Source organism: Streptomyces sp. NPDC048514 (assembly GCF_043199955.1).
In the GTDB taxonomy this organism is placed as follows: Bacteria; Actinomycetota; Actinomycetes; order Streptomycetales; family Streptomycetaceae; genus Streptomyces.
Genome location: NZ_JBICWT010000016.1, coordinates 183,335 through 205,567 on the forward strand (window position 1 = coordinate 183,335; position 22,233 = coordinate 205,567).

At 71.8% G+C, this 22,233-nt stretch carries 22 protein-coding genes; 13 read left to right on the plus strand and 9 right to left on the minus strand.

Going from position 1 to position 22,233, the window contains the following annotated elements; genetic code table 11:
- Positions 1-2: 2 nt before the first annotated feature.
- Together ACGFT2_RS31765 and ACGFT2_RS31770 are read left to right on the plus strand one after the other, a co-directional pair.
- A complete protein-coding gene (locus ACGFT2_RS31765; protein WP_393285052.1) occupies positions 3-1,337 on the plus strand; it encodes a Dyp-type peroxidase in 1,335 nt (444 codons plus the stop codon).
- 60 nt (positions 1,338-1,397) lie between these two features.
- Complete coding sequence (locus ACGFT2_RS31770; protein ID WP_393285055.1) at positions 1,398-2,327, plus strand: bile acid:sodium symporter family protein; 930 nt, start codon at positions 1,398-1,400, stop codon at positions 2,325-2,327.
- A gap of 44 nt (positions 2,328-2,371) precedes the next feature.
- Here ACGFT2_RS31770 and ACGFT2_RS31775 read toward each other — a convergent pair whose 3' ends face one another.
- From ACGFT2_RS31775 to ACGFT2_RS31785, 3 genes are all read right to left on the minus strand, one after another.
- Complete coding sequence (locus ACGFT2_RS31775; RefSeq protein ID WP_393285058.1) at positions 2,372-3,772, minus strand: CoA transferase; 1,401 nt, start codon at positions 3,770-3,772, stop codon at positions 2,372-2,374.
- Between the two features lie 86 nt (positions 3,773-3,858).
- Positions 3,859-5,376: a S8 family serine peptidase gene (locus ACGFT2_RS31780; protein ID WP_393285061.1), complete on the minus strand. Its 1,518-nt coding sequence runs from the start codon at positions 5,374-5,376 to the stop codon at positions 3,859-3,861.
- A gap of 78 nt (positions 5,377-5,454) precedes the next feature.
- On the minus strand, positions 5,455-6,987 hold the full coding sequence (locus ACGFT2_RS31785; RefSeq protein WP_393285063.1) for a S8 family serine peptidase: 1,533 nt from the start codon (positions 6,985-6,987) through the stop codon (positions 5,455-5,457).
- A 286-nt stretch (positions 6,988-7,273) separates the two neighbouring features.
- Here ACGFT2_RS31785 and ACGFT2_RS31790 point away from each other — a divergent pair, with 286 nt between their 5' ends.
- The 3 genes from ACGFT2_RS31790 to moaA all read left to right on the plus strand — a co-directional run bounded on the left by ACGFT2_RS31790 (position 7,274) and on the right by moaA (position 10,415).
- The gene (locus tag ACGFT2_RS31790; RefSeq protein WP_393285066.1) at positions 7,274-7,630 is read left to right on the plus strand and encodes a DUF485 domain-containing protein; all 357 of its coding nucleotides are present in this window, start codon (positions 7,274-7,276) and stop codon (positions 7,628-7,630) included.
- A complete protein-coding gene (locus ACGFT2_RS31795; protein ID WP_393285069.1) occupies positions 7,627-9,252 on the plus strand; it encodes a cation acetate symporter in 1,626 nt (541 codons plus the stop codon). The genes ACGFT2_RS31790 and ACGFT2_RS31795 overlap by 4 nt, the downstream gene beginning before the upstream one ends.
- Positions 9,253-9,425: 173 nt before the next feature.
- Entirely contained in the window at positions 9,426-10,415 is a 990-nt protein-coding gene (gene moaA, locus ACGFT2_RS31800) for a GTP 3',8-cyclase MoaA (RefSeq protein ID WP_393285160.1), read from the plus strand.
- On the opposite strand, the gene ACGFT2_RS31805 is transcribed toward moaA, so the two are convergent.
- Positions 10,412-10,630, minus strand: a complete 219-nt coding sequence (locus ACGFT2_RS31805; RefSeq protein ID WP_393285071.1) for a hypothetical protein — start codon at positions 10,628-10,630, stop codon at positions 10,412-10,414. The genes moaA and ACGFT2_RS31805 overlap by 4 nt on opposite strands.
- 284 nt (positions 10,631-10,914) lie before the next feature.
- The gene (locus tag ACGFT2_RS31810) at positions 10,915-11,313 is read right to left on the minus strand and encodes a DUF3099 domain-containing protein (protein ID WP_393285074.1); all 399 of its coding nucleotides are present in this window, start codon (positions 11,311-11,313) and stop codon (positions 10,915-10,917) included.
- 243 nt (positions 11,314-11,556) lie between these two features.
- Here ACGFT2_RS31810 and ACGFT2_RS31815 point away from each other — a divergent pair, with 243 nt between their 5' ends.
- Positions 11,557-11,838: a GlsB/YeaQ/YmgE family stress response membrane protein gene (locus ACGFT2_RS31815; protein WP_393285076.1), complete on the plus strand. Its 282-nt coding sequence runs from the start codon at positions 11,557-11,559 to the stop codon at positions 11,836-11,838.
- 134 nt (positions 11,839-11,972) lie between these two features.
- On the opposite strand, the gene tyrS is transcribed toward ACGFT2_RS31815, so the two are convergent.
- Genes tyrS through ACGFT2_RS31830 form a run of 3 tightly spaced genes read right to left on the minus strand, consistent with a single transcriptional unit; the run spans position 11,973 to position 16,213 of the window.
- Complete coding sequence (gene tyrS / locus ACGFT2_RS31820; protein ID WP_393285079.1) at positions 11,973-13,241, minus strand: tyrosine--tRNA ligase; 1,269 nt, start codon at positions 13,239-13,241, stop codon at positions 11,973-11,975.
- 57 nt (positions 13,242-13,298) lie between these two features.
- The gene (locus ACGFT2_RS31825; protein ID WP_393285082.1) at positions 13,299-14,693 is read right to left on the minus strand and encodes a metallopeptidase TldD-related protein; all 1,395 of its coding nucleotides are present in this window, start codon (positions 14,691-14,693) and stop codon (positions 13,299-13,301) included.
- Complete coding sequence (locus tag ACGFT2_RS31830; protein WP_393285085.1) at positions 14,690-16,213, minus strand: TldD/PmbA family protein; 1,524 nt, start codon at positions 16,211-16,213, stop codon at positions 14,690-14,692. The genes ACGFT2_RS31825 and ACGFT2_RS31830 overlap by 4 nt, the downstream gene beginning before the upstream one ends.
- 250 nt (positions 16,214-16,463) lie before the next feature.
- Here ACGFT2_RS31830 and fabG point away from each other — a divergent pair, with 250 nt between their 5' ends.
- The 3 genes from fabG to ACGFT2_RS31845 all read left to right on the plus strand — a co-directional run bounded on the left by fabG (position 16,464) and on the right by ACGFT2_RS31845 (position 18,557).
- Positions 16,464-17,168: a 3-oxoacyl-[acyl-carrier-protein] reductase gene (gene fabG, locus ACGFT2_RS31835; RefSeq protein WP_393285087.1), complete on the plus strand. Its 705-nt coding sequence runs from the start codon at positions 16,464-16,466 to the stop codon at positions 17,166-17,168.
- 5 nt (positions 17,169-17,173) lie between these two features.
- Positions 17,174-17,941: an enoyl-ACP reductase FabI gene (gene fabI, locus ACGFT2_RS31840; RefSeq protein ID WP_393285090.1), complete on the plus strand. Its 768-nt coding sequence runs from the start codon at positions 17,174-17,176 to the stop codon at positions 17,939-17,941.
- 265 nt (positions 17,942-18,206) lie between these two features.
- Complete coding sequence (locus tag ACGFT2_RS31845) at positions 18,207-18,557, plus strand: hypothetical protein (protein ID WP_393285092.1); 351 nt, start codon at positions 18,207-18,209, stop codon at positions 18,555-18,557.
- Here ACGFT2_RS31845 and ACGFT2_RS31850 read toward each other — a convergent pair.
- On the minus strand, positions 18,535-19,227 hold the full coding sequence (locus tag ACGFT2_RS31850; RefSeq protein WP_393285094.1) for a FadR/GntR family transcriptional regulator: 693 nt from the start codon (positions 19,225-19,227) through the stop codon (positions 18,535-18,537). The genes ACGFT2_RS31845 and ACGFT2_RS31850 overlap by 23 nt on opposite strands.
- Positions 19,228-19,309: 82 nt before the next feature.
- On the opposite strand from ACGFT2_RS31850, the gene ACGFT2_RS31855 reads away from it, so the two are divergent.
- From ACGFT2_RS31855 to ACGFT2_RS31870, 4 genes are all read left to right on the plus strand, one after another.
- The gene (locus tag ACGFT2_RS31855) at positions 19,310-20,695 is read left to right on the plus strand and encodes a CynX/NimT family MFS transporter (protein WP_393285097.1); all 1,386 of its coding nucleotides are present in this window, start codon (positions 19,310-19,312) and stop codon (positions 20,693-20,695) included.
- A 206-nt stretch (positions 20,696-20,901) separates the two neighbouring features.
- The gene (locus tag ACGFT2_RS31860; RefSeq protein WP_276209447.1) at positions 20,902-21,021 is read left to right on the plus strand and encodes an SGM_5486 family transporter-associated protein; all 120 of its coding nucleotides are present in this window, start codon (positions 20,902-20,904) and stop codon (positions 21,019-21,021) included.
- A 171-nt stretch (positions 21,022-21,192) separates the two neighbouring features.
- Positions 21,193-21,399: a hypothetical protein gene (locus ACGFT2_RS31865; protein ID WP_393285100.1), complete on the plus strand. Its 207-nt coding sequence runs from the start codon at positions 21,193-21,195 to the stop codon at positions 21,397-21,399.
- Positions 21,400-21,476: 77 nt separating this feature from the next.
- Complete coding sequence (locus ACGFT2_RS31870) at positions 21,477-21,995, plus strand: SixA phosphatase family protein (RefSeq protein ID WP_393285103.1); 519 nt, start codon at positions 21,477-21,479, stop codon at positions 21,993-21,995.
- Positions 21,996-22,233 lie beyond the last annotated feature (238 nt).

The window sequence follows — 22,233 nt, forward strand, 5'->3', positions numbered from 1 at the left end:
CCGTGAGCGTGCACACCGACGTCGAGCTGGAACTCGGCGACATCCAGCGTGGGGTTCTCAGTCCTCGGCCGACGCCTTACGCGGCGACCTATCTCGCCTTCCGCATCGATGACCGGGTTGACGGGCGGGAGTTGATGCGGCGTGCGAGTACGGCGGTGACCTCCGCGGCGGACCCGGTCAGCCCTTTGGGGGAGACCTTCGTGAGTGTGGCCGTCACCTGCCGCGGCCTGGAGGCGCTCGGAGTGCGGCGCGCCTCGCTGGACACCTTCGCCTGGGAGTTCCGGCAGGGCATGGCGGCCCGTGCGAAAGCGCTGGGCGATGTGGGCGAGAGCAGCCCGGAGCACTGGGAAGCGCCGCTGGGCAGCCCCGACGTCCATGTGGTGATCACAGCCGTCGCGCCCGACCCCGTGCACCTGGAGGCGGCCGTCGACCGGGCCCGCCCCGCCTACGACCGGCTCACCGGCGTGACGGCGATATGGCGGCAGGACTGCTGCGCGCTGCCCACCGAGACCGAGCATTTCGGCTATCGCGACGGGGTCAGCCATCCGGCCGTCGACGGCAGCGGCATACCGGGATCCAACCGATTGGAAGTGCCGCTGAAGGCCGGTGAGTTCGTTCTCGGCTACCGGGACGAGATCGGCGGCATCCAGACCCCGCAGCCGACCGTGCTGGGGCGCAACGGCAGCTACGCGGTCTTCCGCAAGCTCCATCAGAAGGTCACCGAGTTCCGGCGCTATCTGAGGGACAACTCCACCGGGCCCCAGGACGAAGAACTGATCGCTGCGAAGATCATGGGGCGCTGGCGCAGCGGTGCTCCCCTGGCGCTGGCTCCGCAGCACGACGACCCCGCGCTGGGTGCCGACCCGTACCGCCGTAACACCTTCCTGTACGAGAGCGACGATCCGGCGGGATTCAGGACGCCCGGCGGCTGCCACATCCGCCGGGCCAACCCCCGCGACGCCGCGGTGGCAGGAGAGGTGCGGCTGCACCGAATGATCCGCCGCGGCGCCGTCTACGGTCCGCCGCTGCCCGAGGTGGTGCTGGAGGACGACGGCGCCGACCGCGGCCTCATGTTCGCGTTCATCGGCGCGAATCTCGGGCGGCAGTTCGAGTTCGTCCAGTCGCAGTGGATGAACGACGGCGTCTTCTTCGGCGCGAACGACGCCAAGGACCCCGTCACCGGATCCCACGACGGCTCCACCGACTTCACCGTTCCCCGCAGGCCGCTGCGCCGGCGCCTTGCCCCGCTGCCGCGGTTCGTCGTCACCCGAGGAGGCGAGTACTGCTTCCTGCCGAGCCTGACCGCCCTGCGCTGGCTCGGCGACCTGCACGACTGACAGCGTGGCGACGGGCGCCTCAGCACCGCCCCGACGTGCCGCCGCCCGAGGGGAAGCCTGATGGAGACCCTGCACCTGGTGCTCAACGCCGTCACCGTCATCTTCATCGCGGCCACCATGTTCGCCGCCGGCCTGGGCGCCACGGTCTCGGCACTGCGCGGTGTCCTCACGAACGTCCCGCTCCTGCTGCTGGCGCTGATCGCCAACATGGTGGTCGTCCCGCTGCTCGGCTGGGGCATCGGTGCCCTGTTCAGCCTCCCCTCCGCCTCCTGCATCGCGCTCATCCTGGTCGCCTCGTCCCCGGGCGGCCCCTTCGGGGCCAAACTCGCCATGGTGCAAAGAGGTGATGTCGTGGGCGGCGCGGCGATGCAGGTGCTGCTCGCCTCCGTCGGCAGCATCACCTTCGCCCCCACCGTCAACGGCCTCCTCACCGCCGCCGACGTAGGCACGAACGTCTCCCTCGACGTCGGAGCCCTGGTCCGGACCGTGGCCCTGCTGCAACTCGTACCGTTCGCCATCGGCCTGCTGCTACGCCGCTACTCCGAGCCCACCGCGAAGTCGTGGCACCCGACGGCGGCGACCGTCTCCAACCTCACGTTCCTGATCGTGCTGGCGGGCATGCTCCTCGGCAACTGGCAGGGCGTCGTCGCGCTCCTCGGCTCCCTCTCCCTCCTCGCCGGGTTCCTGCTCTCGGCCATTGCGTTCGGCGCAGGAACGCTGCTGGCCACGGGATCGCCCGTGCGACGCACCACCATGGGCGGCGTCGCTTCGGTGCGCAATGCCGGTCCCGCACTGGCCGCGATCGGCATCGCCTTCGACGACCAGCCCGCCATCCTCGGCGCACTCGCCGCCATCCTGCTCAGCGGTCTGGCGGCAGCCCTGCCGATCGCCACGCTGCTCAGCAGCCGGCGTAGCGTGCCTACGGCAGCGGTGACACAGGTGCGTGCCGAGGGCCGGCCACATGAACCGGGAACCGGCGTTGACCCGTGAGCCCGTCCATGCGCACGCCCGTCGGGCTCGTCACCGGCGACCGCTCACCGACCGGCAGGGCCCCCGCCGCCGTGCCACCGGGCCGGGTCCGAGCCCCAGGGCACCGGCGGCGCCGGCCATCCGGCGGGACCGCCCGCGAAGGACAGGGGCGGCAGGGCGTGCCGCAGCCGGCCGAGAGGGCCGTCCGTCTCGGCCAGCCAGGCGTCCGGACCCTCGTACGGCGCCCCCTTGGCCGGCACCGGCCGGATCCCGTCCGTCAGCCAGTGGGCGGTCCGGGCGAGCGCCAGCCGTACCCACCGGCCGTGTCCGTCGTACGACCGCTCGGTCAGCGCCCGCAGCACGGCCGCCGCGAGCAGATAGCCGGTGCCGTGGTCCAGGGCCTGCGCGGGCAGCGCACCCGGCTCCGCGGCCGAACCCTCGGTCACCGAGATGCCGGTGGCGACCTGCACCAGGCTGTCGAACCCGCGCCGCCCCGCCCAGGGCCCGTACGCGCCCCAGGCCGAGACCTGAGCCACGACCAGGCCGGGCCGTCGTGCGATCAGCGCCTGCGGGGCGAGCCCGAACCGGTCGAGGGCGCCCGGCCGGTAGCCGGTGACCACGACGTCCGCGGCGCCGAGCAACTCCTCGAACCCGTCCTGGTCGGTGCCGAGGTCGAGGGTGGCGGACCGCTTGCCGAAGCCCGTGTCCGCGTGCAGGTCCGGCAGTTCGGGCAGCCAGGGGGCGTCCACGCGCAGGACGTCCGCGCCGAGCAGGGCGAGCGTCCGCGTGGCGACCGGGCCCGCGAGCACCCGGGTCAGGTCGAGGACGCGCAGACCGGCGGCGGGCAGCAGGGGAGCGACGGCGGGGTCCAGCGTCGGGAGCCCGCGCGGCCGGCCCGAGTCCGGCCGCTCCCGCTCGACCAGCGGCCGGGCGGCCACCTCGGCGCCCTGCTCGTGCGCCCGCCACTCCTGCGCGGTGCGCAGGGCCACGGCCAGGCCGCCGGCGCGCTGGACCGCCTCCTCCGCCGCCAGGGCGGGGAGTTCGGCGAACCGGGCCGCAACGTCCTGCACCGAGGAGTCCGCCGGCAGGCCCAGCGCGGTGAGCAGCCGGGCCCGGTGATGGGGGTAGTTGGCGTGCGTACGCACCTGCCCGTCGGCCGTCCGCCAGAACCGTGACAGCGGTGCGAAGGCCACCGGCGCCCTGCCGTCGATCCGGAGGAGACGCTCGCTGTGGAAGGCGGTAGCGACCGCTCCGTCGTCGATCCGGACTCCGGGCACCGCGGCGTGCCCCGCCCGGCGGGCCGCCAGCTCCGCGGCCGCCAGCGCACACGTGCCGACGCACGCCCGGGCCAGCTGCCGGACGGGAAGGCGCGCCTCGAGCGCGCCCTCCCGCGGCACGGTGGTCAGCCCCGCGAGACGGGCGGGGTCACCGCCCAGCGCGGTCCACGCGAACTTGATATCAGTCATGACTGCACTATGCAGTATTGACTGGATCAACATGATGCCCGTACGGCGCGCCCGGGCGGGGAGACCCGGCCCGGGCGGGCGGGGTCCTACCTGGTCACCGCCGCCAGCGCGTCCGCCGTGCCCCAGCCGTAGAAGCCGTTGCGGTTCCGCGTCCCCTCGCAGACGGCGTCCACCTTGCCGTCACTGTCGATGTCGTAGGGGTCCGTGCACGGCGTGGCGTCGGCCTCCGCGTACAGCAGGGCCTTCACCAGGGCCGCGGAGGCGTGCGGATGGGTTGACTTGATCAATGCGGCAACGCCGACGACGTGCGGGGTCGCCATCGAGGTGCCGGCCATGTAGCCCCACTTGCCGCCCGGCAGCGGGCCCAGGATGAGACCGCTGGTCGCGGGGGACTGCGGTGCCTGGTAGGCCGTCGAGTCACCCCCGGGCGCGGCGATGTCGATCACGCCGAGGCCGTAGTTGGAGAAGGACGACTTCAGGCCCTTGGCGCCGGTCGCGGCGACCGTCACGACACCCGGCAGCTGGGTCGGTATGTCGTAGCACTCGTGCGGGTCGATCACCCGGTCGGACGGGGTGCCGTCGTTCGGGGAGACCGGATCGGTGATCGAGTCGGAGGCGAGGTCGTAGCTCTCGTTGCCCGCCGCCGCGACGTTGACCGTGCCCTTGCGCTCCGCGTACCGCGAGGCCCGGGTGATGGCGTCCACGAGCGCCTTCTGGTCGGGGTCGGTGGCGCAGTTGAAGTACCACGGGTCGGTGTAGTAGCTGTTGTTGGTCACGTCGACGTGGTGCTCGGCGGCCCACATGAAGCCGCAGACCACGGCCTCTGTGTAGAAGAACCCGTTCGGGTTGGCGACCTTGATGCCGGCCACCCTGACGCCCGGGGCCACGCCCGTGACGCCCACGCCGTTCTTCGCCGCGGCGATCTCCCCTGCCACGTGGGTACCGTGCGGGCTCTCCGACGCGCTCGGCCGCCAGGCGCCGTCCGTCGTGTCCGGCCTGCCCGACACGCAGCTGGCGGAGGCCCCGCGGTCGAAGTTGGGCGCGATGTCCGGGTGGGTGTCGTCGACGCCGGTGTCGATCACGGCGACCGTGACCCGACGGCTGCCCAGGGTCTTCTCGTGCGCCTTGTCCGCCTTGATGGCCGGCAGGTCCCACTGGAGCGGCTCCAGGGGGTCCTGGCCGTCGGCGGCCCGGGCACCGGCGACCTCCTCGGCGCCGAGCACCTTCGGGCTGCCGACGTCGGTGGTGGACTGGGCGGGCAGAGGCGCGTTGCGGGTGGCCCCGGCGGAGTCCACGCCACGCACGGCGCGGATCCGCTCGGCGAAACCGGGGTCGGCCGAATGGGCGACGATCACGCCGATCCGGTCGTACGCGATCACCACCGACCCCCCGGCCCTGGTGATCGCCTTCCGCACGTGCGCCGGGACGCCGTGTCCCGGGCGGACGTTGACGACGTAGCTGAGGACGGGTCCGTCGGCGGTGGCCGCCCGAGCGCCGTCCGCGGCGGAGGCGGTGACGTTCGGCAGGACCGCGAGTGCCGTCGCCAGGGCCATCCCGGCCGGGACGGCGAGGGCGCGACGGTAACGCGGCTTGGGCGCTGTCATGGGTCGATTCTCTCCAGTCATCTCTCGGCACGGACGTGCCGTGCGGGAAGTCCTCGTGGAACACCGTCCGCGCGACGGCTACCTGACGGCGCGCAACGCGTCGACGACGCCGGAGCCGTAGAAGCCGTTGACGCGCCTGTCGCCGGCGCAGGTCGCGTCCACGACCCCGTCGCCGTCCCCGTCGTACGGGGTTGCCGGGCAGCCCGGGTTGTCCGCCTGGTCCTTCAGCAGGGCCCGCAGCCGGGCCGGAGTGGCGTGTGGGTGGGACGACTTCAGCAGCGCGGCCACCGCGGCCACGTGCGGTGAGGCCATCGAGGTGCCCTGGAGGAAGCCGTACCGGTCGTTCGGCAGCGTGGACAGGATGCGGCCGTTCTTCGACGGCGTGTCCGGGATCTGGTACTTGTCACCGCCCGGCCCCGCCACGTCGACGACCCCCTTGCCGTAACTGGAGTAGTAGGCCTTGGCGCCGCTGACGCCCACCGCGCTCACGGTCACCACACCGGGCAGCTGGGTCGGGATGTCGTAGCACCCGTGCGGGTCGACCGTCCGGGTGCCCGGCGTGGAGTCGTCGGGGCTAAAGGTGTCCACCAGCGCGTCCGAGTCCAGGTCGTCGTTGGAGTTGCCCGCGGAGGCCACATTGAGCGTGCCCTTGCGCTGGGCGTACAGCTGGGCCCTGTTGACCGCGTCCACGATGGCGCGTTGATCGGGGTCGTCCATGCAGTTGTACAGCCAGGGATCAACGTAGTAGCTGTTGTTGGTGATCTCGATACCGTGGTCGGCGGCGAACACGAAGGCGCAGACCACGCTCTCGGGATAGAACAGCGAGGTCGCGTCCGGTTGGGCCACCGTGATGCTCGCGACCTTCACCCCGGGAGCCACGCCCGCCACGCCGACACCGTTGCGTGCCGCGGCTATCTCACCGGCCACATGGGTGCCGTGGTAGTGATCGGCGTCCACCGGCCGCCACGCACCGTACGTGGTGTCCGCCTTGCCGCTCACGCAGTTCGCCGACTGGGAGGCGGAGAAGTTCGGCGCGATGTCGGGGTGGGTGTCGTCGACGCCCGTGTCGATCACGCCGACGGTCACACTCCTGCTGCCCGGATCGATCCGCGCGGCCCGATCGGCGCCGATCGCCCGCAGGTCCCACTGGTCCGCCTCCAGCGGCTCCGCGCCCGCCGCCGCACCCCGGGCGAGCCGCGCGGCCTCCGCCTCGGACAGGACCTGGACCGCGCCCTCGTCCGTCGTGCCGGCCGCGCTCAGCGGCGCCGTGCGCGTGGCACCGGCCGACACGACCCCGCGCACGGCCCGCATCCGCGCCCCGAACTCCGGGTTCGCGGAGTGGACCACGGTCACCCCGATCCGGGCGTAAGCGGCCACGACGGTACCGCCGTTGCGGGTGATCTCCCGCCGCACGGACTCGATCGTGCGATGGTCCGTGCGGGTGTTGACCACGTACGCGAGATTCGGGCCGTCGGCCGCCCGCGCCGCCGTGGTCCCGGTGGGCGCGGCTGCGGCGGAGGCCGCCGTCGGGAGGAAGCCGAGCGAGGCGGTCAGCGACAGCGCGACCGGCACGGCGAGCGCGAGCCGGCGTCTGGAGCGCAGATGAGCCATGGGATCTCCACATCATCCGGATACGAAACCGCCCGAGACACAGGTGGCGCTCGGGCAGGTACATGACGAGTGGTGCAGGGCGAAGCTATCTGCCGTGCCCTGTCTCCCGAAAGAGCCCCTCGGGCTTGAACCGCTCCGCGCGTGGCGCCGTGACCGGGAACAGGGGGCCCAGCAGGATCGTGGCCCCTCCGGGATCACGTGCCGGAGTCATCTCATGACTCGCAGTAACGTGACTTCCGTCCAGTGAGGTCAGAGAACGCGTATGTCCGTCACCCGAGGAGACTCCGTGGCCACCGAGACACCGCCCCCCGCCACACCAGGGCCCCCACTGCCCTCCACCGAGGAGTTCATCGAAGTGCAGCAGAGCGCGGAGTTCGGTGAACTGCGCCGCTCCTACCGCTCCTTCGCCTTCCCGCTGACCGTCGCCTTCATCGCCTGGTACCTGCTGTACGTCCTGCTGTCCAACTACGCGGGCGGCTTCATGGGCACCAAGGTGGCGGGCAACGTCAACGTGGCCCTCGTCCTGGGCCTCGCCCAGTTCCTCACCACCTTCCTCATCGCCTGGTGGTACGCGCACCACGCGGCCGCCGAGTTCGACCCCAGGGCCGAGGCCATCAAGTCCCGGATGGAGGGCGGAGCATGAGCCCCGTACCGCACACGCTGCTGGCCGCCGGCGAGGCGAGCGAGCACCGGACGCTGATCATCACGCTGTTCGCGGTGTTCGTCGCGGCGACCCTCGTCATCACCGTCTGGGCGGGCCGCCAGACCAAGGACGCCGCCGACTTCTACGCCGGCGGACGGCAGTTCACCGGGTTCCAGAACGGTCTCGCCGTCTCCGGCGACTACATGTCCGCCGCGTCCTTCCTCGGCATCGCCGGCGCCATCGCCCTCTTCGGCTACGACGGGTTCCTCTACTCCATCGGCTTCCTCGTCGCCTGGCTCGTCGCCCTGCTCCTGGTCGCCGAACCCCTGCGCAACTCCGGCCGCTACACGATGGGCGACGTGCTGGCCTACCGGATGCGCCAGCGGCCCGTCCGCACGGCCGCCGGCACCTCCACCATCGTCGTCTCGATCTTCTACCTGCTGGCCCAGATGGCGGGCGCCGGTGTCCTCGTCTCACTCCTGCTGGGCATCACCAGCGACGGCGGCAAGATCGGCATCGTCGCCCTGGTCGGCGTCCTGATGATCGTGTACGTCACCATCGGCGGCATGAAGGGCACCACCTGGGTCCAGATGGTCAAGGCGGTGCTGCTGATCATCGGCGCCCTGCTGCTGACCTTCCTGGTGCTGATCAAGTTCGACTTCAACGTCTCCGACCTGCTCGGCAGGGCCGCCGCCAACAGCGGCAAGGGCAGCGCGTTCCTGGAGCCCGGCCTGAAGTACGGCGCCACGGGCACCACCAAGCTCGACTTCATCTCGCTCGGCATCGCCCTGGTCCTCGGCACCGCGGGCCTGCCCCACATCCTGATCCGCTTCTACACGGTGCCCACCGCCAAGGCCGCCCGCAAGTCCGTGATCTGGGCGATCGGCCTGATCGGCGCCTTCTACCTGATGACCCTCGCCCTCGGCTTCGGCGCCGCCGCGCTGATCAAACCGGGCGAGATCATCGCCTCCAACAAGGCGGGCAACACCGCGGCCCCGCTCCTCGCCCTCCATCTCGGGGGAGTGGACTCCAACTGGGGCGCCGTCCTGCTCGCCACCATCTCGGCCGTGGCCTTCGCCACGATCCTCGCCGTCGTCGCCGGCCTCACCCTGGCCTCGTCCTCCTCCTTCGCGCACGACATCTACGCCAACGTCATCAAGAGGGGCAGAGCCACCGAGAAGCAGGAACTCGGCGCGGCCCGCTGGGCCACCGTCGGCATCGGCGCGGTCTCCATCGTCCTCGGCGCCCTCGCCCGCGACCTGAACGTGGCCGGCCTCGTGGCCCTCGCCTTCGCGGTCGCCGCCTCCGCCAACCTGCCGACCATCCTCTACAGCCTGTTCTGGAAGCGCTTCACCACCTCGGGCGCCCTGTGGTCGATCTACGGCGGCCTGGTCACCGCCGTCGGCCTGGTCCTGTTCTCGCCGGTGGTCTCCGGCAAACCGACCTCGATGTTCCCCGACGTCGACTTCCACTGGTTCCCGCTGGAGAACCCCGGGATCATCTCCATCCCGGTCGGCTTCCTGCTCGGCGTGCTGGGCACCCTGCTGTCGAAGGAGGTCCCGGACGCCGGCAAGTACGCCGAGCTCGAGGTGCGGTCCCTGACCGGCACCGGAGCACACTGAGTGTTCGTACGGGCGGCCGCGTCGTGCAGGACTGTACGGTCCTACGACGCGGCCTCGCCGTACCTCGTGGGATCGGGCCGCTGTCGTTGTCGGTGGGGTCACGTAGGCTCACAAGTGACGGACGACTCATGAGCGACCGAGAACCGAGTGACCGGGAGAGGGAGGGGGCCCACGTGCTCATCGACACCTACGGCCGAGTGGCCACCGACCTGAGGGTCTCGCTGACCGACAGGTGCAATCTGCGCTGTACGTACTGCATGCCCGAGGAGGGCCTGCAGTGGCTGGCCAAGCCCGATCTGCTCACCGACGACGAGATCGTGCGCCTGATCGACATCGCCGTCCGGACGCTCGGCATCGAGGAGGTCCGCTTCACCGGTGGTGAGCCCCTGCTGCGCCCCGGCCTGGTCGGCATCGTCGAGCGCGTGGCGGCCCTCGCCCCACGCCCCCAGATGTCCCTCACGACGAACGGCATCGGCCTGAAGCGCACCGCGACCGCGCTGAAGGCGGCCGGCCTGGACCGGGTGAACGTCTCCCTGGACACGCTCCGCCCCGACGTCTTCAAGACCCTCACCCGCCGCGACCGGCACAAGGACGTCCTCGAAGGCCTGCGGGCCGCCCGCGACGCGGACCTCACCCCGGTCAAGGTCAACTCGGTCCTGATGCCCGGCCTGAACGAGGACGAGGCCCCCGACCTGCTGGCCTGGGCCGTCGAGCACGACTACGAACTGCGGTTCATCGAGCAGATGCCGCTGGACGCCCAGCACGGCTGGAAGCGCGAGGGCATGGTCACCGCCGGAGACATCCTCGCCTCCCTGCGCACCCGCTTCGACCTCACCGACGAGGGCGCGGACGAGCGCGGCTCGGCACCGGCGGAGCGCTGGCTGGTCGACGGCGGCCCGCACCGGGTCGGCGTGATCGCCTCGGTCACCCGCCCGTTCTGCGCGGCCTGCGACCGCACCCGCCTCACCGCCGACGGCCAGATACGCAACTGCCTGTTCGCCACCGAGGAGACCGACCTCCGCGCCGCCCTGCGCTCCGGCGCCCCCGACGAGGAGATCGCCCGGATCTGGCGCCTGGCGATGTGGGGCAAGAAGGCGGGCGCGGGCCTGGACGACCCGACGTTCGTGCAGCCCGACCGGCCCATGTCGGCGATCGGCGGCTAGGACCCTTCCGGCGCCTGCCAGTCGGTGAACTTCACGACGTCCTTCAAAAAGCCGCGCACCCCGAGGAACTGCGACAGATGCTCGCGGTGCTCCTCGCACGCGAGCCAGGTCTTGCGCCGCTCCGGCGTGTGGATCTTCGGGTTGTTCCACGCCAGCACCCAGACGGCGGGGGCGTGGCAGCCCTTGGCTGAGCAGATCGGCGTCTCGTCACTCACAGGTACTCGTCACTCGCAGCTTCGTCTCGTGTCCGGCGCGCGAGAACGGGCCCCGAACAAGGCGACGCCGAGCAGCCACGGGGGGAGCTGCCCGGCGTCGGTCCGTCGCTCCGACGGGGGATGCGGAGCGCGTACGCAGTATGTCACGGGTCACCCGTCGCCCGGCACCGGAACTACAGGATTGATCTGAGCTTTTCTTGAGCTTGACGCCGTGACCGCGTTCCGCTTCCGGCAGGCCCGCCGGCGTCGCGTGCGCCCGGCACGCTCACGCTCGTGCGCCGTGGTCAGGCCGGCGCGGACGGCTCACCCGGCACCCCGGCCGCGGGGTTCCCCGGCACGTCCTCCGGTGCGGGATCCGCCGGTTCGTCCTGGGTTCGCGGCGGCGCGATCACCGGCCGCATCGGCGTGGGGACGAACGTCGAGGGCAGGGACGGCGGCCGCTCCCGGCCCGCGTTCGCGATCACCACGGCGATGTAGGGCAGAAGCACGCCCGCCACCAGGGCCACGATCGCGACGTACCGTTCGACGTTCCACAGAGTGACCGCGAGGATGACGGACAGGGTGCGGATCGACATCGAGATCACGTACCGCCGCTGCCGGCCCCGCACGTCCTCGGCGAGCCCCGTACGGGCACCGGTGATCCGGAACACCTGGACGTTGCCGTCGTGCTGTTTCCGCGTCACGTTCCACCATCCGCCCGCATCGAGCTCTCCCCGCCCCGCACCGTCGTCCACGCCCGGCGGGGAGACCGGGCCAGAACACCCTCAACGTTACGCCGGGCCGTCGCCGCCCACGAGACCGGGTCGCCCGGCGCCCCGGCCGCCACCGCCCGGACCCGCACGTACGGGCGTACCCGACATGCGCCGGCCGGCGGGCCGACCCACACTGACGGTAATGCTCACGTAGAGCCGTACGAGGAGGCAGCCATGGGCTGGTTGTGGGCGATCATCGTGGGATTCGTGCTGGGCCTGATCGCCAAGGCGATCATCCCGGGCAAGCAGCACAGTCCCCTGTGGCTGACCACCATCTGCGGCATCCTCGGCGCGATCGTGGGCAACGCCATCGCCCGCGCCGTCGGGGTCGAGGCGACCCGCGGCATCGACTGGAGCCGGCACATCTTCCAGCTCGTGGCCGCGATCATCATCGTCGCCGCCGTGGACGCCCTCTACATGGCGACCCTGGGCAAGAGGAAGCACCAGCGGGTGTGAGCCGAGGGCCACGCCCGGCCCGCGCCGGGGTGTGAGCCGAGGGCCACAGGGGGGCGCTACCGAGAAGGGGCGCGGCGATCGCGCGACCGGCGGCGAAGCGCCGCCGTCCGCGCGAGAGCGCGCCCCGCACGGCGTCAGCCGGCGACGACCTCCACCGCGGCGAGGTTCTTCTTCCCACGGCGCAGCACCAGCCAGCGCCCGTCCAGCAGGTCCTCCTCGGCCGGGACGGCGTCCTCGGAGGCGACCTTCGCGTTGTTCACGTAGGCCCCGCCCTCCTTCACCGTCCGCCGCGCGGCGGACTTGCTGGCGACGAGCCCGACCTCGGCGAACAGGTCCACCACCGGACGCAGCTCGGTGATCTGGACGTGCGGCACCTCGGACAGCGCCGCCGCCAGCGTGGCGCCGTCCAGCTCCGCCAGCTCTCCCTGACCGAACAGCGCCTTGGACGCGTTCATCACCGCGGCCGTCTGATCGGCGCCGTGCACCAGCGTCGTCAGCTCCTCGGCGAGCGCACGCTGCGCGGCGCGGGCCTGCGGCCGCTCCTCGGTCTGCCGCTCCAGCTCCTCCAGCTCCTCGCGGGACCGGAAGGAGAGGATGCGCATGTACTTGGAGATGTCCCGGTCGTCCACGTTCAGCCAGAACTGGTAGAACGCGTACGGCGTCGTCATCTCCGGGTCGAGCCAGACCGCGCCGCCCTCGGTCTTGCCGAACTTGGTGCCGTCCGCCTTGGTCATGAGCGGGGTGGCGAGGGCGTGCGCGTCGGCGCCCGGCTCCAGCCGGTGGATCAGGTCGAGACCGGCGGTCAGGTTGCCCCACTGGTCGCTGCCGCCCTGCTGGAGCGTGCAGCCGTAGCGCCGGTACAGCTGCAGGAAGTCCATGCCCTGCAGCAGCTGGTAGCTGAACTCGGTGTAACTGATGCCCTGGTCGGACTCCAGGCGGCGGGCCACGGAGTCCTTCGTCAGCATCTTGTTGACGCGGAAGTGCTTGCCGATGTCCCGCAGGAACTCGATCGCGGTCAGATTCGCCGTCCAGTCGAGGTTGTTGACCATGACGGCCGCGTTCTCGCCCTCGAAGGACAGGAACGGCTCGATCTGGCCGCGCAGCCTGCTGACCCAGCCGGCCACCGTCTCCGGGTCGTTCAGCGTGCGCTCCGCGGTCGGGCGCGGGTCGCCGATCTGGCCCGTGGCGCCGCCCACCAGGGCCAGCGGCCGGTGCCCGGCCTGCTGGAGCCGGCGCACGGTCAGCACCTGAACCAGGTGCCCCACGTGCAGGGACGGCGCCGTCGGGTCGAAACCGCAATAGAACGTGACCGGACCGTCCGCGAGAGCCTTGCGCAAAGCGTCCTCGTCGGTGGACAGGGCGAACAGCCCACGCCACTTCAGCTCGTCGACGATGTCCGTCACGGTTCTCGTGTCTCCTCGGTGATCCTGGGGGCAGTCGGGTGACAGCCGACTACGAGGTTATACGCCCTGACTGACAGAGCTCATATTGAAATCCGGGATCCGCAGCGCGGGCATCGCGGCCCGGGTGAACCAGTCGCTCCACTCCCGCGGCAGCGTCTTCTCGGTGCGCCCGGCCTCCGTGGCTCGGCCCAGCAGGTCCACCGGAGACTCGTTGAACCGGAAGTTGTTCACCTGGCCGGTCACCTCGCCGTCCTCCACGAGGTACACGCCGTCCCGCGTCAGACCCGTCAGCAGCAGCGTCGCCGGGTCGACCTCGCGGATGTACCAGAGGCAGGTCAGAAGCAACCCGCGCCGGGTGCCCGCGACCATCTCCTCCAGGGTGCGGTCGTTCCCGCCGTCCAGGATCAGGTTGCCGAGCGCCGGGGCGACCGGCAGCCCGGTCAGGGCCGCGCTGTGCCGGGTGGTCGTCAGATGCTCGAGCACGCCCCCGCCGATCCACTCGGTGGCCTCGGCCGGCAGCCCGTTGTCGAACACCGACTGGTCGCCGCCGGAGGAGTGGGCGACCACGAAGGGCGGGCACTCCAGGCCGGGCTCGTTCGGGTCGCTGCGCAGGGTGAGCGGCAGCTCGGAGAGCCTCTCGCCGACCCGCGTGCCGCCACCCGGCCTGGAGAACACCGTCCGGCCCTCGGCCGCGTCCCGGCCCGAGGCCGACCACAGCTGGTAGATCAGCAGGTCCGCGACCGCGGTCGGCGGCAGCAGCGTCTCGTACCGCCCCGCGGGCAGCTCCACGCGCCGCTCGGCCCAGCCGAGCCGTACGGCCAGTTCGGCGTCGAGCGCCGCGGGGTCGACGTCCTTGAAGTCCCGGGTGGACCGGCCGGCCCACGCCGAGCGCACGCGGTCCGGCGACTTCGCGTTCAGCTCCAGCGTGCCGGTGGGCTGGTCGTGGCGCAGGCGCAGCCCGGTCGACGTGCCCAGGTACGTCGACACCAGCTCGTGGTTGGCGAAGCCGTACAGCTCCCGGCCGCCCGCACGCGCGCGTGCGAAGGCCTCGCCGAGCGCCGGGGCGAAGTCCGCGAACACCGCGGAGGACGTCTCGGCGGGCGCGTCCGTGAAGTCCGGCGACTCGGGACCGCCGGTGACCAGCGGCTGGGCGTCCTCGGCCGGCCCGGCCCCGCGCGCCGCGGCCTCGGCGGCGCGGACGAGGGGTTCCAGGTCGTCCGGTGTGACGGCCGACCTGGACACGACACCGGAGGCGGTGCCCTCCTTGCCGTCCACGGTCGCGATCACGGTGAGCGTACGGCCGCGCGTCACACCGTTCGTGGTGAGCGCGTTGCCGGCCCAGCGCAGGTTGGCGGTGGAGTGCTCGTCCGCGATGACGACACAGCCGTCGGCCCGGGACAGCGCGAGCGCCTGCTCGACGACCTCGTGCGGCTTGTTGCTGCGGGCGCTCATCGGCCGGCCTCCTGCGTGGTGTTCAGAATGTTGACGCTCTTGAAGAGGGCCGACGGGCAGCCGTGCGAAACGGCGGCGACCTGTCCCGGCTGGGCCTTGCCGCAGTTGAAGGCGCCACCGAGCACGTAGGTCTGCGGGCCGCCGACGGCCGACATGGACCCCCAGAAGTCGGTGGTCGTGGCCTGGTAGGCGACGTCCTTCAGCTGACCGGTGATCCGCCCGTTCTCGATCTTGAAGAAGCGCTGTCCGGTGAACTGGAAGTTGTAGCGCTGCATGTCGATCGACCAGGAGCGGTCGCCGACGACGTAGATGCCCCGGTCGACACCCCCGATCAGGCCCTCGGTGGACAGGCCGGCGGGGTCCGGCCGCAGCGACACGTTGGCCATGCGCTGCACCGGCACATGGGCGGGGGAGTCGGCGAACGCGCACCCGTTGGACCGCTCGGACCCGGTCAGCCGGGCGATCCGCCGGTCCAGCTGGTAGCCCACCAGCGTGCCGTCCTTCACCAGGTCCCAGGACTGCGCCTCGACGCCCTCGTCGTCGTAGCCGACGGTCGCGAGGCCGTGCTCGGCGGTGCGGTCACCGGTGACGTTCATCAGCTCGGAGCCGTACCGGAGCGTGCCCAGCTGGTCGAAGGTGGCGAAGGAGGTGCCGGCGTAAGCAGCCTCGTAGCCGAGGGCGCGGTCCAGCTCGGTGGCGTGCCCGATGGACTCGTGGATGGTCAGCCAGAGATTGGACGGATCGACCACCAGGTCGTACAAGCCCGGCTCCACGCTCGGGGCCCGCATCTTCTCGGCGAGCAGCTCCGGCATCCGCTCCAGCTCCGCGTCCCAGTCCCAGCCGGTTCCGGTCAGGTACTCCCAGCCGCGTCCGGCCGGCGGCGCGATGGTCCGCATCGAGTCGAACTCTCCGCTGGACTCGTCCACGGACACCGCCGTCAGCTGCGGATGCAGCCGCACCCGCTGCTGGGTCGTCACGGTCCCGGCGGTGTCCGCGTAGAACTTGTTCTCGTGGACGGTGAGCAACGAGGCGTCCACGTGGTTCACGCCGTTCGCGGCCAGCAGCCGCGCGCTCCACTCCGCCAGCAGCGCGGCCTTCTCCTCGTCGGGCACCGAGAACGGGTCGATGTCGTACGCCGAGACCCAGGTCTTCTCGGCGTGCACCGGCTCGTCGGCCAGCTCCACCCGCTCCTGGGACCCCGCCGCCCTGATCACCTGAGCGGACAGCTTGGCCATGGCCACCGCCTGCGCGGCGACCCGGGCGGCGGCGTCCATGGTCAGGTCCACCCCCGACGCGAAGCCCCACGTACCGCCGTGCACGACCCGGACCGCGTACCCCAGGTCGGTGGTGTCCGAGGATCCGGCGGGCCTCGCGTCCCTGAGCCGCCAGGACGCGCTGCGCACCCGCTCGAACCGGAAGTCCGCGTGCTCGGCCCCCAGCGCACGCGCGCGGGCGAGCGCGGCGTCGGCGAGGGCCCGTAGGGGAAGCGCCGTGAAGGCTTCGTCGATGGAATGAGGCACCGAGGTCTCCCTGCTGTCGTGGCCTGTCGTGTCCGATCATGTCGCGCGAGCGGCCCGGCGGACCACACCCTTTCGGTGCCGGAGCGGACCCGTTCTGTAGAGACCCGACAGCGACGCCCCCGAGCCACTGTCGGTGCCCGATTGCCCACGGCAGGGGCGCTACCGATAGGTTTTCGACGAAGCCGCCTGTCATCCAGGTGCCCGGGCGGATTGTCCGACCGCATCACACCGCTATCGAAAGGGTGATCCGTTGAGCCGCTCGGTTCTCGTCACCGGAGGAAACCGGGGCATCGGCCTCGCCATCGCCCGCGCGTTCGCCGACGCCGGCGACAAGGTCGCGATCACGTACCGCTCGGGTGAGCCGCCGGCCGGCTTCCTCGCCGTCAAGTGCGACATCACCGACCCTGAGCAGGTGGAGCAGGCCTACAAGGAGATCGAGGCCCAGCACGGCCCGGTCGAGGTCCTGATCGCCAACGCCGGTGTCACCAGGGACCAGCTCCTGATGCGCATGTCCGAGGAGGACTTCACCTCGGTCATCGACACCAACCTCACGGGCACCTTCCGCGTCGTCAAGCGCGCCAACCGCGGCATGCTGCGGGCCAAGAAGGGCCGCGTCGTCCTCATCTCGTCGGTGGTCGGCCTGCTCGGCTCCGCGGGACAGGCGAACTACGCCGCCTCCAAGGCCGCCCTGGTCGGCTTCGCGCGTTCCCTCGCCCGTGAGCTGGGCTCGCGCAACCTCACCTTCAACGTCGTCGCGCCCGGCTTCGTCGACACCGACATGACCAAGGCGCTCACCGACGAGCAGCGCGAGAGCATCGTCTCGCAGGTGCCGCTCGGCCGTTACGCGCAGCCGGAGGAGATCGCCGCGACGGTGCGGTTCCTCGCCTCGGACGACGCCTCGTACATCACTGGAGCCGTCATTCCTGTTGACGGCGGACTGGGAATGGGTCACTGATCACCATGAGCGGAATTCTCGAGGGCAAGCGCATCCTGGTCACGGGTGTGCTGATGGAGTCCTCCATCGCCTTCCACGTCGCCAAGCTCGCCCAGGAGCAGGGTGCCGAGATCATCCTGACCGCTTTCCCGCGGCCCACGCTGACCGAGCGCATCGCCAAGAAGCTGCCGAAGCCGACCAAGGTCATCGAGCTGGACGTGACGAACGAGGAGCACCTCGCGCGGCTGGCCGACGTGGTCGGCGAGGAGCTGGGCGGCCTCGACGGCATCGTCCACTCCATCGGCTTCGCCCCGCAGGACGCGCTCGGCGGCAACTTCCTCAACACGCCGTTCGAGTCGGTGGCCACCGCCATGCACGTCTCGGCGTTCTCGCTGAAGTCGCTGACCATGGCCTGCCTGCCGCTGATGCAGAACGGCGGCTCCGTCGTCGGCCTCACCTTCGACGCCCAGTACGCCTGGCCGCAGTACGACTGGATGGGCCCGGCCAAGGCGGCCCTGGAGGCCACCAGCCGCTACATGGCGCGCGACCTGGGCAAGCAGAACATCCGCTGCAACCTGATCTCGGCGGGCCCGATCGGTTCCATGGCCGCCAAGTCCATCCCGGGCTTCGCCGACCTGGCCTCCGTCTGGGACAGCCGCTCCCCGCTGGAATGGGACCTGAAGGACCCGGAGCCGGCCGGCAAGGGTGTCGTCGCCCTGCTGAGCGACTGGTTCCCGAAGACCACGGGCGAGATCATCCACGTCGACGGCGGCCTGCACGCCATCGGCGCCTGACCGCCGCCGGCCCCGCGAGGCGTGACGCACGACGCGTCCGCCGACGGCGCGGCCCTGCGCGTGAGCGCGGACCGGCAGGCCGGCGCACCGGCTGACGGACCGAGGCCCGCACCCCTCTGGGTGCGGGCCTCGGCCGCTGTGGCGACCCCTCTGCCGATGTCACCCGTTCGGCTCACCGGCCGGGCCCCCGTCCCTCCGACGGCGGATCCTGGATTACACGCTCACCGCACGATTTCCCTCCGCAGCCCGGCCGAGGAGGTCCCTTGTGCGCCTGTCCCGCAGCCTGGCCCCGGTGACCGTGGCCGTGGCCCTCGTGCTCTCCCTCCCGTATGACGCGATGGCCCACGCGCGCGCGGACGACGGGGAACCCCCCGCGCCGGACCTGTTCGGCGCGGCATGCCGAACGAACGTGAGCGGCTCCCACGTCGTGGCCTACTGCCACAACCCCTATGTCGACACGGACCGCGTCCGGCTGCACATCGAGTGCGCCCGCTGGTGGGACATCGACACCGACAGCGCCCCGGTGGACGCCGGGCCCGCCAGCACCGTACGACTCGCCGGCCGGTGCTGGAAGGACGTCGAATCGGCCTGGGTCAGCCACCAGAAGGAGCGCTGAACCTGTCCGGCCGGCACAGGAACGGATAGCTCGCGGCCTCCCCGGCGGCTGCCTGCGGGTCCCCGGCGCGGATCGCGTCCACCAGCCGCGTGTGGTCCATGTGCGTCTCCGGCGTCAGCTCCGCGCCCACGTCCGCGCGCAGCCAGTCCCGCAGCACCTCACCCAGGTCGGCGTACATCGCCGTCATGACGTCGTTGTGGGAGGCGGCCACCACGGCCAGGTGGAAGGTGGCGTCGGCCGTGACGAAGGCCTCCGCGTCGCCTGTCCCCCAGGCCTCCTCGCGACGGGCCAGCAGCGCGTCCAGCTGCTTGAGGTCCTTCTCCGTGCGTCGCTCGGCGGCCAGCTGCGCGGCCGCCGACTCCAGGGTGGAGCGCAGCTCCGCGATATGCCGCGGGTCCGCGTCGGCGAAGCGGCGCTGCATCACGCCGGCCAGCTCGCTCGTCGCGACGACGTAGGTGCCGGAGCCCTGGCGGATGTCCAGCAGGCCGTTGTGCGCCAGAGCGCGGACCGCCTCGCGGACGGTGTTGCGGGCGACTCCCAGCTGCTCGACCAGTTCCGGCTCGGTGGGAATGCGCGAGCCGACCGGCCATTCGCCGGTGGTGATCTGATGACGCAGTTCGGCGATGACCTGCTCGGACAGCGCCGAACGGCGCGGGTGGCTCAGCGGCATGGCCCACCTTCGCACGGGCGGCCCGGGCAGCGCAGGCCCGGGAATGGACAACCAATCATCCCATGATTCTATGATGGGTTTCATGGCTAGTGAGGAAACCCGGACAGTGGATACCCGTACGGCGATGTCACCGACCGACCGCGACACGGCCGCCACCGCGACGCACGCACCCGAGACCACCTCCGGCGCGGGCCGCACGCGGGCGTGGGCGACGCGACTGGTCGTCGTCGGCATCGTGCTGTCCGCGGTGAACCTCCGCCCGGCCATCACCAGCCTCGGGGCGCTCCTGGAGGAGGTCCGCGACGGGCTCGGCATGAGCGGCAGCGTCGCCGGCCTGCTCACCTCCGTGCCACCGCTGTGCTTCGCGGTCTTCGGCGTCACCGCGCCCCGCCTGGCCCGCCGGTTCGGACCGGCCGCCGTGGTGTGCGCCGGCATGGCCGCCATCGCCGCCGGCCTGCTGATACGCCCGTACGTCGGCGGTACCGCCGGGTTCCTGGCCGCCAGCGCCCTCGCCCTGATGGGCATCGCCGTGAGCAACGTGCTGATGCCGGTCATCGTCAAGCGCTGGTTCCCCGACCGGGTCGGCTCCATGACCGGCCTGTACTCCATGGCCCTCGCCCTCGGCACCTCCCTCGCCGCCGCGGTCACCGTCCCCCTGACCGGCGCCATGGGCGGCAACTGGCGGTCCGGCCTCGCCGTCTGGGCGATCATTGCCGCGGCCGCCGTCCTGCCGTGGCTGCCCCTGGTCCGCGACCGCGGCGCCGGACCCGCGCAGCGACGGGAACCGGCGCCCGCGCCCGCGCAGCGACGGGAAGGCGCCGCGCCCGCGCAGCGACGGGAACCGGCGTGCGACGCGGCGGAACAGCACGCTCCGCTGCGCATCACCCGGAGCCGCACCGCCTGGGCGCTCGCCGTCTTCTTCGGCCTCCAGGCCACAGCCGCCTACATCACCATGGGCTGGATGCCGCAGATCTTCCGGGACGCCGGAGTCCCGGCGGGCACCGCAGGCCTGCTGCTCGCCGTCACGATGGTGATGGGCGTGCCGCTGGCCTTCGTCATCCCCCGGGTCGCCACCCGGCTCAGCCACCAGGGCCCGATCGTGCTGGTGCTGGGCGTCTGCGGACTCGCCGGATACGCCGGCCTGTACTTCGCGCCGGCCGGCGGCGCCTGGGCCTGGGCCCTGCTGCTGGGCGTCTCCAACTGCTCCTTCCCGCTGGCCCTGACGCTGGTCGGCATGCGGGCCCGCAGCGGTCCGGGCGTGGCCCAGCTGTCCGCGTTCGCCCAGAGCACCGGCTACCTGCTCTCCATCCCCGGCCCGCTGCTGGTGGGCGTGCTGTACCAGCAGAGCGGCGGCTGGGGACTGCCGATCGCCCTGATGGCGTGCCTGATGCTGCCGCAGATGGCCGTGGGCGTCCTGGCGGGCCGCGACCGGACGGTGGAGGACGAGGCAGCGGGCCTGTCCGGCTGACCGGGCCGACGTGGCTCATCCGGGCGGCCTCGGCCGTGCGGGGGCGGCCGGGCGGAGTGGGCTGTCCGGGGCGGCCGGGACTGCCGGATCTGCCGGGCGTGGCGGGCGTGACGGGTCTGCCGGGCGTGGCGGACCTGCCGGACCTGCCGGGCGTGTCGGGCCGACCCCGGCGGAGCCCTTGGGCCGCGGGGTGCGAGACTGGGCGCATGCAGCCTGTGCTCGACCCGAACCCGCAGAACGGCCAGAAGAAGATGCTGCTCGTCTTCGGCTCGTTCTTCGCCATCTTCGTGATCATCGCGATCATCGCGATCATCGCGTCCCCGTGACGGACGCCCCCGAGGGCGGATGGTGGGGCTGACACCACCATCCCCTAGGGGGCCAGGGTCAGGGTCAACTGGGTGGACTTCCGGATGGGTTGGCGGCCCGCCGGTCCGTAGCTTCGAGATGTGACCGCGCGTGGCGGTCACGAACCCGCTCGAAGACCCACGGAGGCGATCATGCCGGCCCGGACCCCCTCCCGGCCCCACCCGGCGACCACGGGCGGCGTCGACATCCGGCTCCCCTGGTGGGCCCTCGCCCTGCCCGCGCTCGCGTTCGTCGCGCTGCTCGCGCTGATACTGAATCCCTCGGACGCCCACGCGGCGAGCGGCGACCCGGCGATCTCTCACGTGTTCGAACGTGCCCACCAGCTCCTCGCTCGCTGACACGGAGCCCTCTCAGGGGGTGACCCGCATGCCAACTCCCTGCACCACCTGGCCTGTTTCATGCGAAGCTGGATTGCATGAGCGCCGCAGAACCCCGCCTGATCGTTCCCTTCCGGCATGCCAAAGCCGACTGGCCCCAGGTGTCCGACCATGAGCGCCCGCTCGCCGAGCGGGGCCGCAAGGACGCCCCGATCGCCGGCCGCAAGCTGGCCGACACCGGTATCAGTTTCGACCTGGCCCTGTGCTCCACCGCGGTCCGGACCCGCGAGACCTGGAAGCTCGCCGTCCACGAACTGGTGCACCGGCCGAAGACCGTCTACGAGGAGCGGGTCTACGAGGCCTCGCCCGGCGAGCTGATCGCCGTGCTCAACGAGATCCCGGACGACGTGCGGAAGGTGATCCTGATCGGCCACAACCCCGGCGTGCACGGACTGGCCGAGATCCTCGCCGGCTCCGCCGAGGGCGACGCCCGCGACCGGATGAACCGGCGTGGCTTCCCCGCCGCGGCCTTCGCCCTGCTGTCCTTCGAGGGCCCCTGGAAGGCCCTGGAGCCGGGCACGGCCACCCTCACGGACTACTGGGCCCCCTCCGAGTGACCCCTCGGTGACACGCGGTGGCCGCCCTGCGCGGCGGCGCCGCGGCACGCCGAGGACCCGGCACCGCACCGGGTGCGGGGTGGGTCGCACCGCACCGGGTGCGGGGTACTCGCACACTCCGCCCCGCGCCGGGTGCCCGGTCCTCGTACCGCGGTCATCGCACGGGGTGCCGAGCTGCCGCACACCGCCTCCCCGGCGGCCGGGGCCGGACACGTGCGCACCCGGCGGCGGGCCCTTG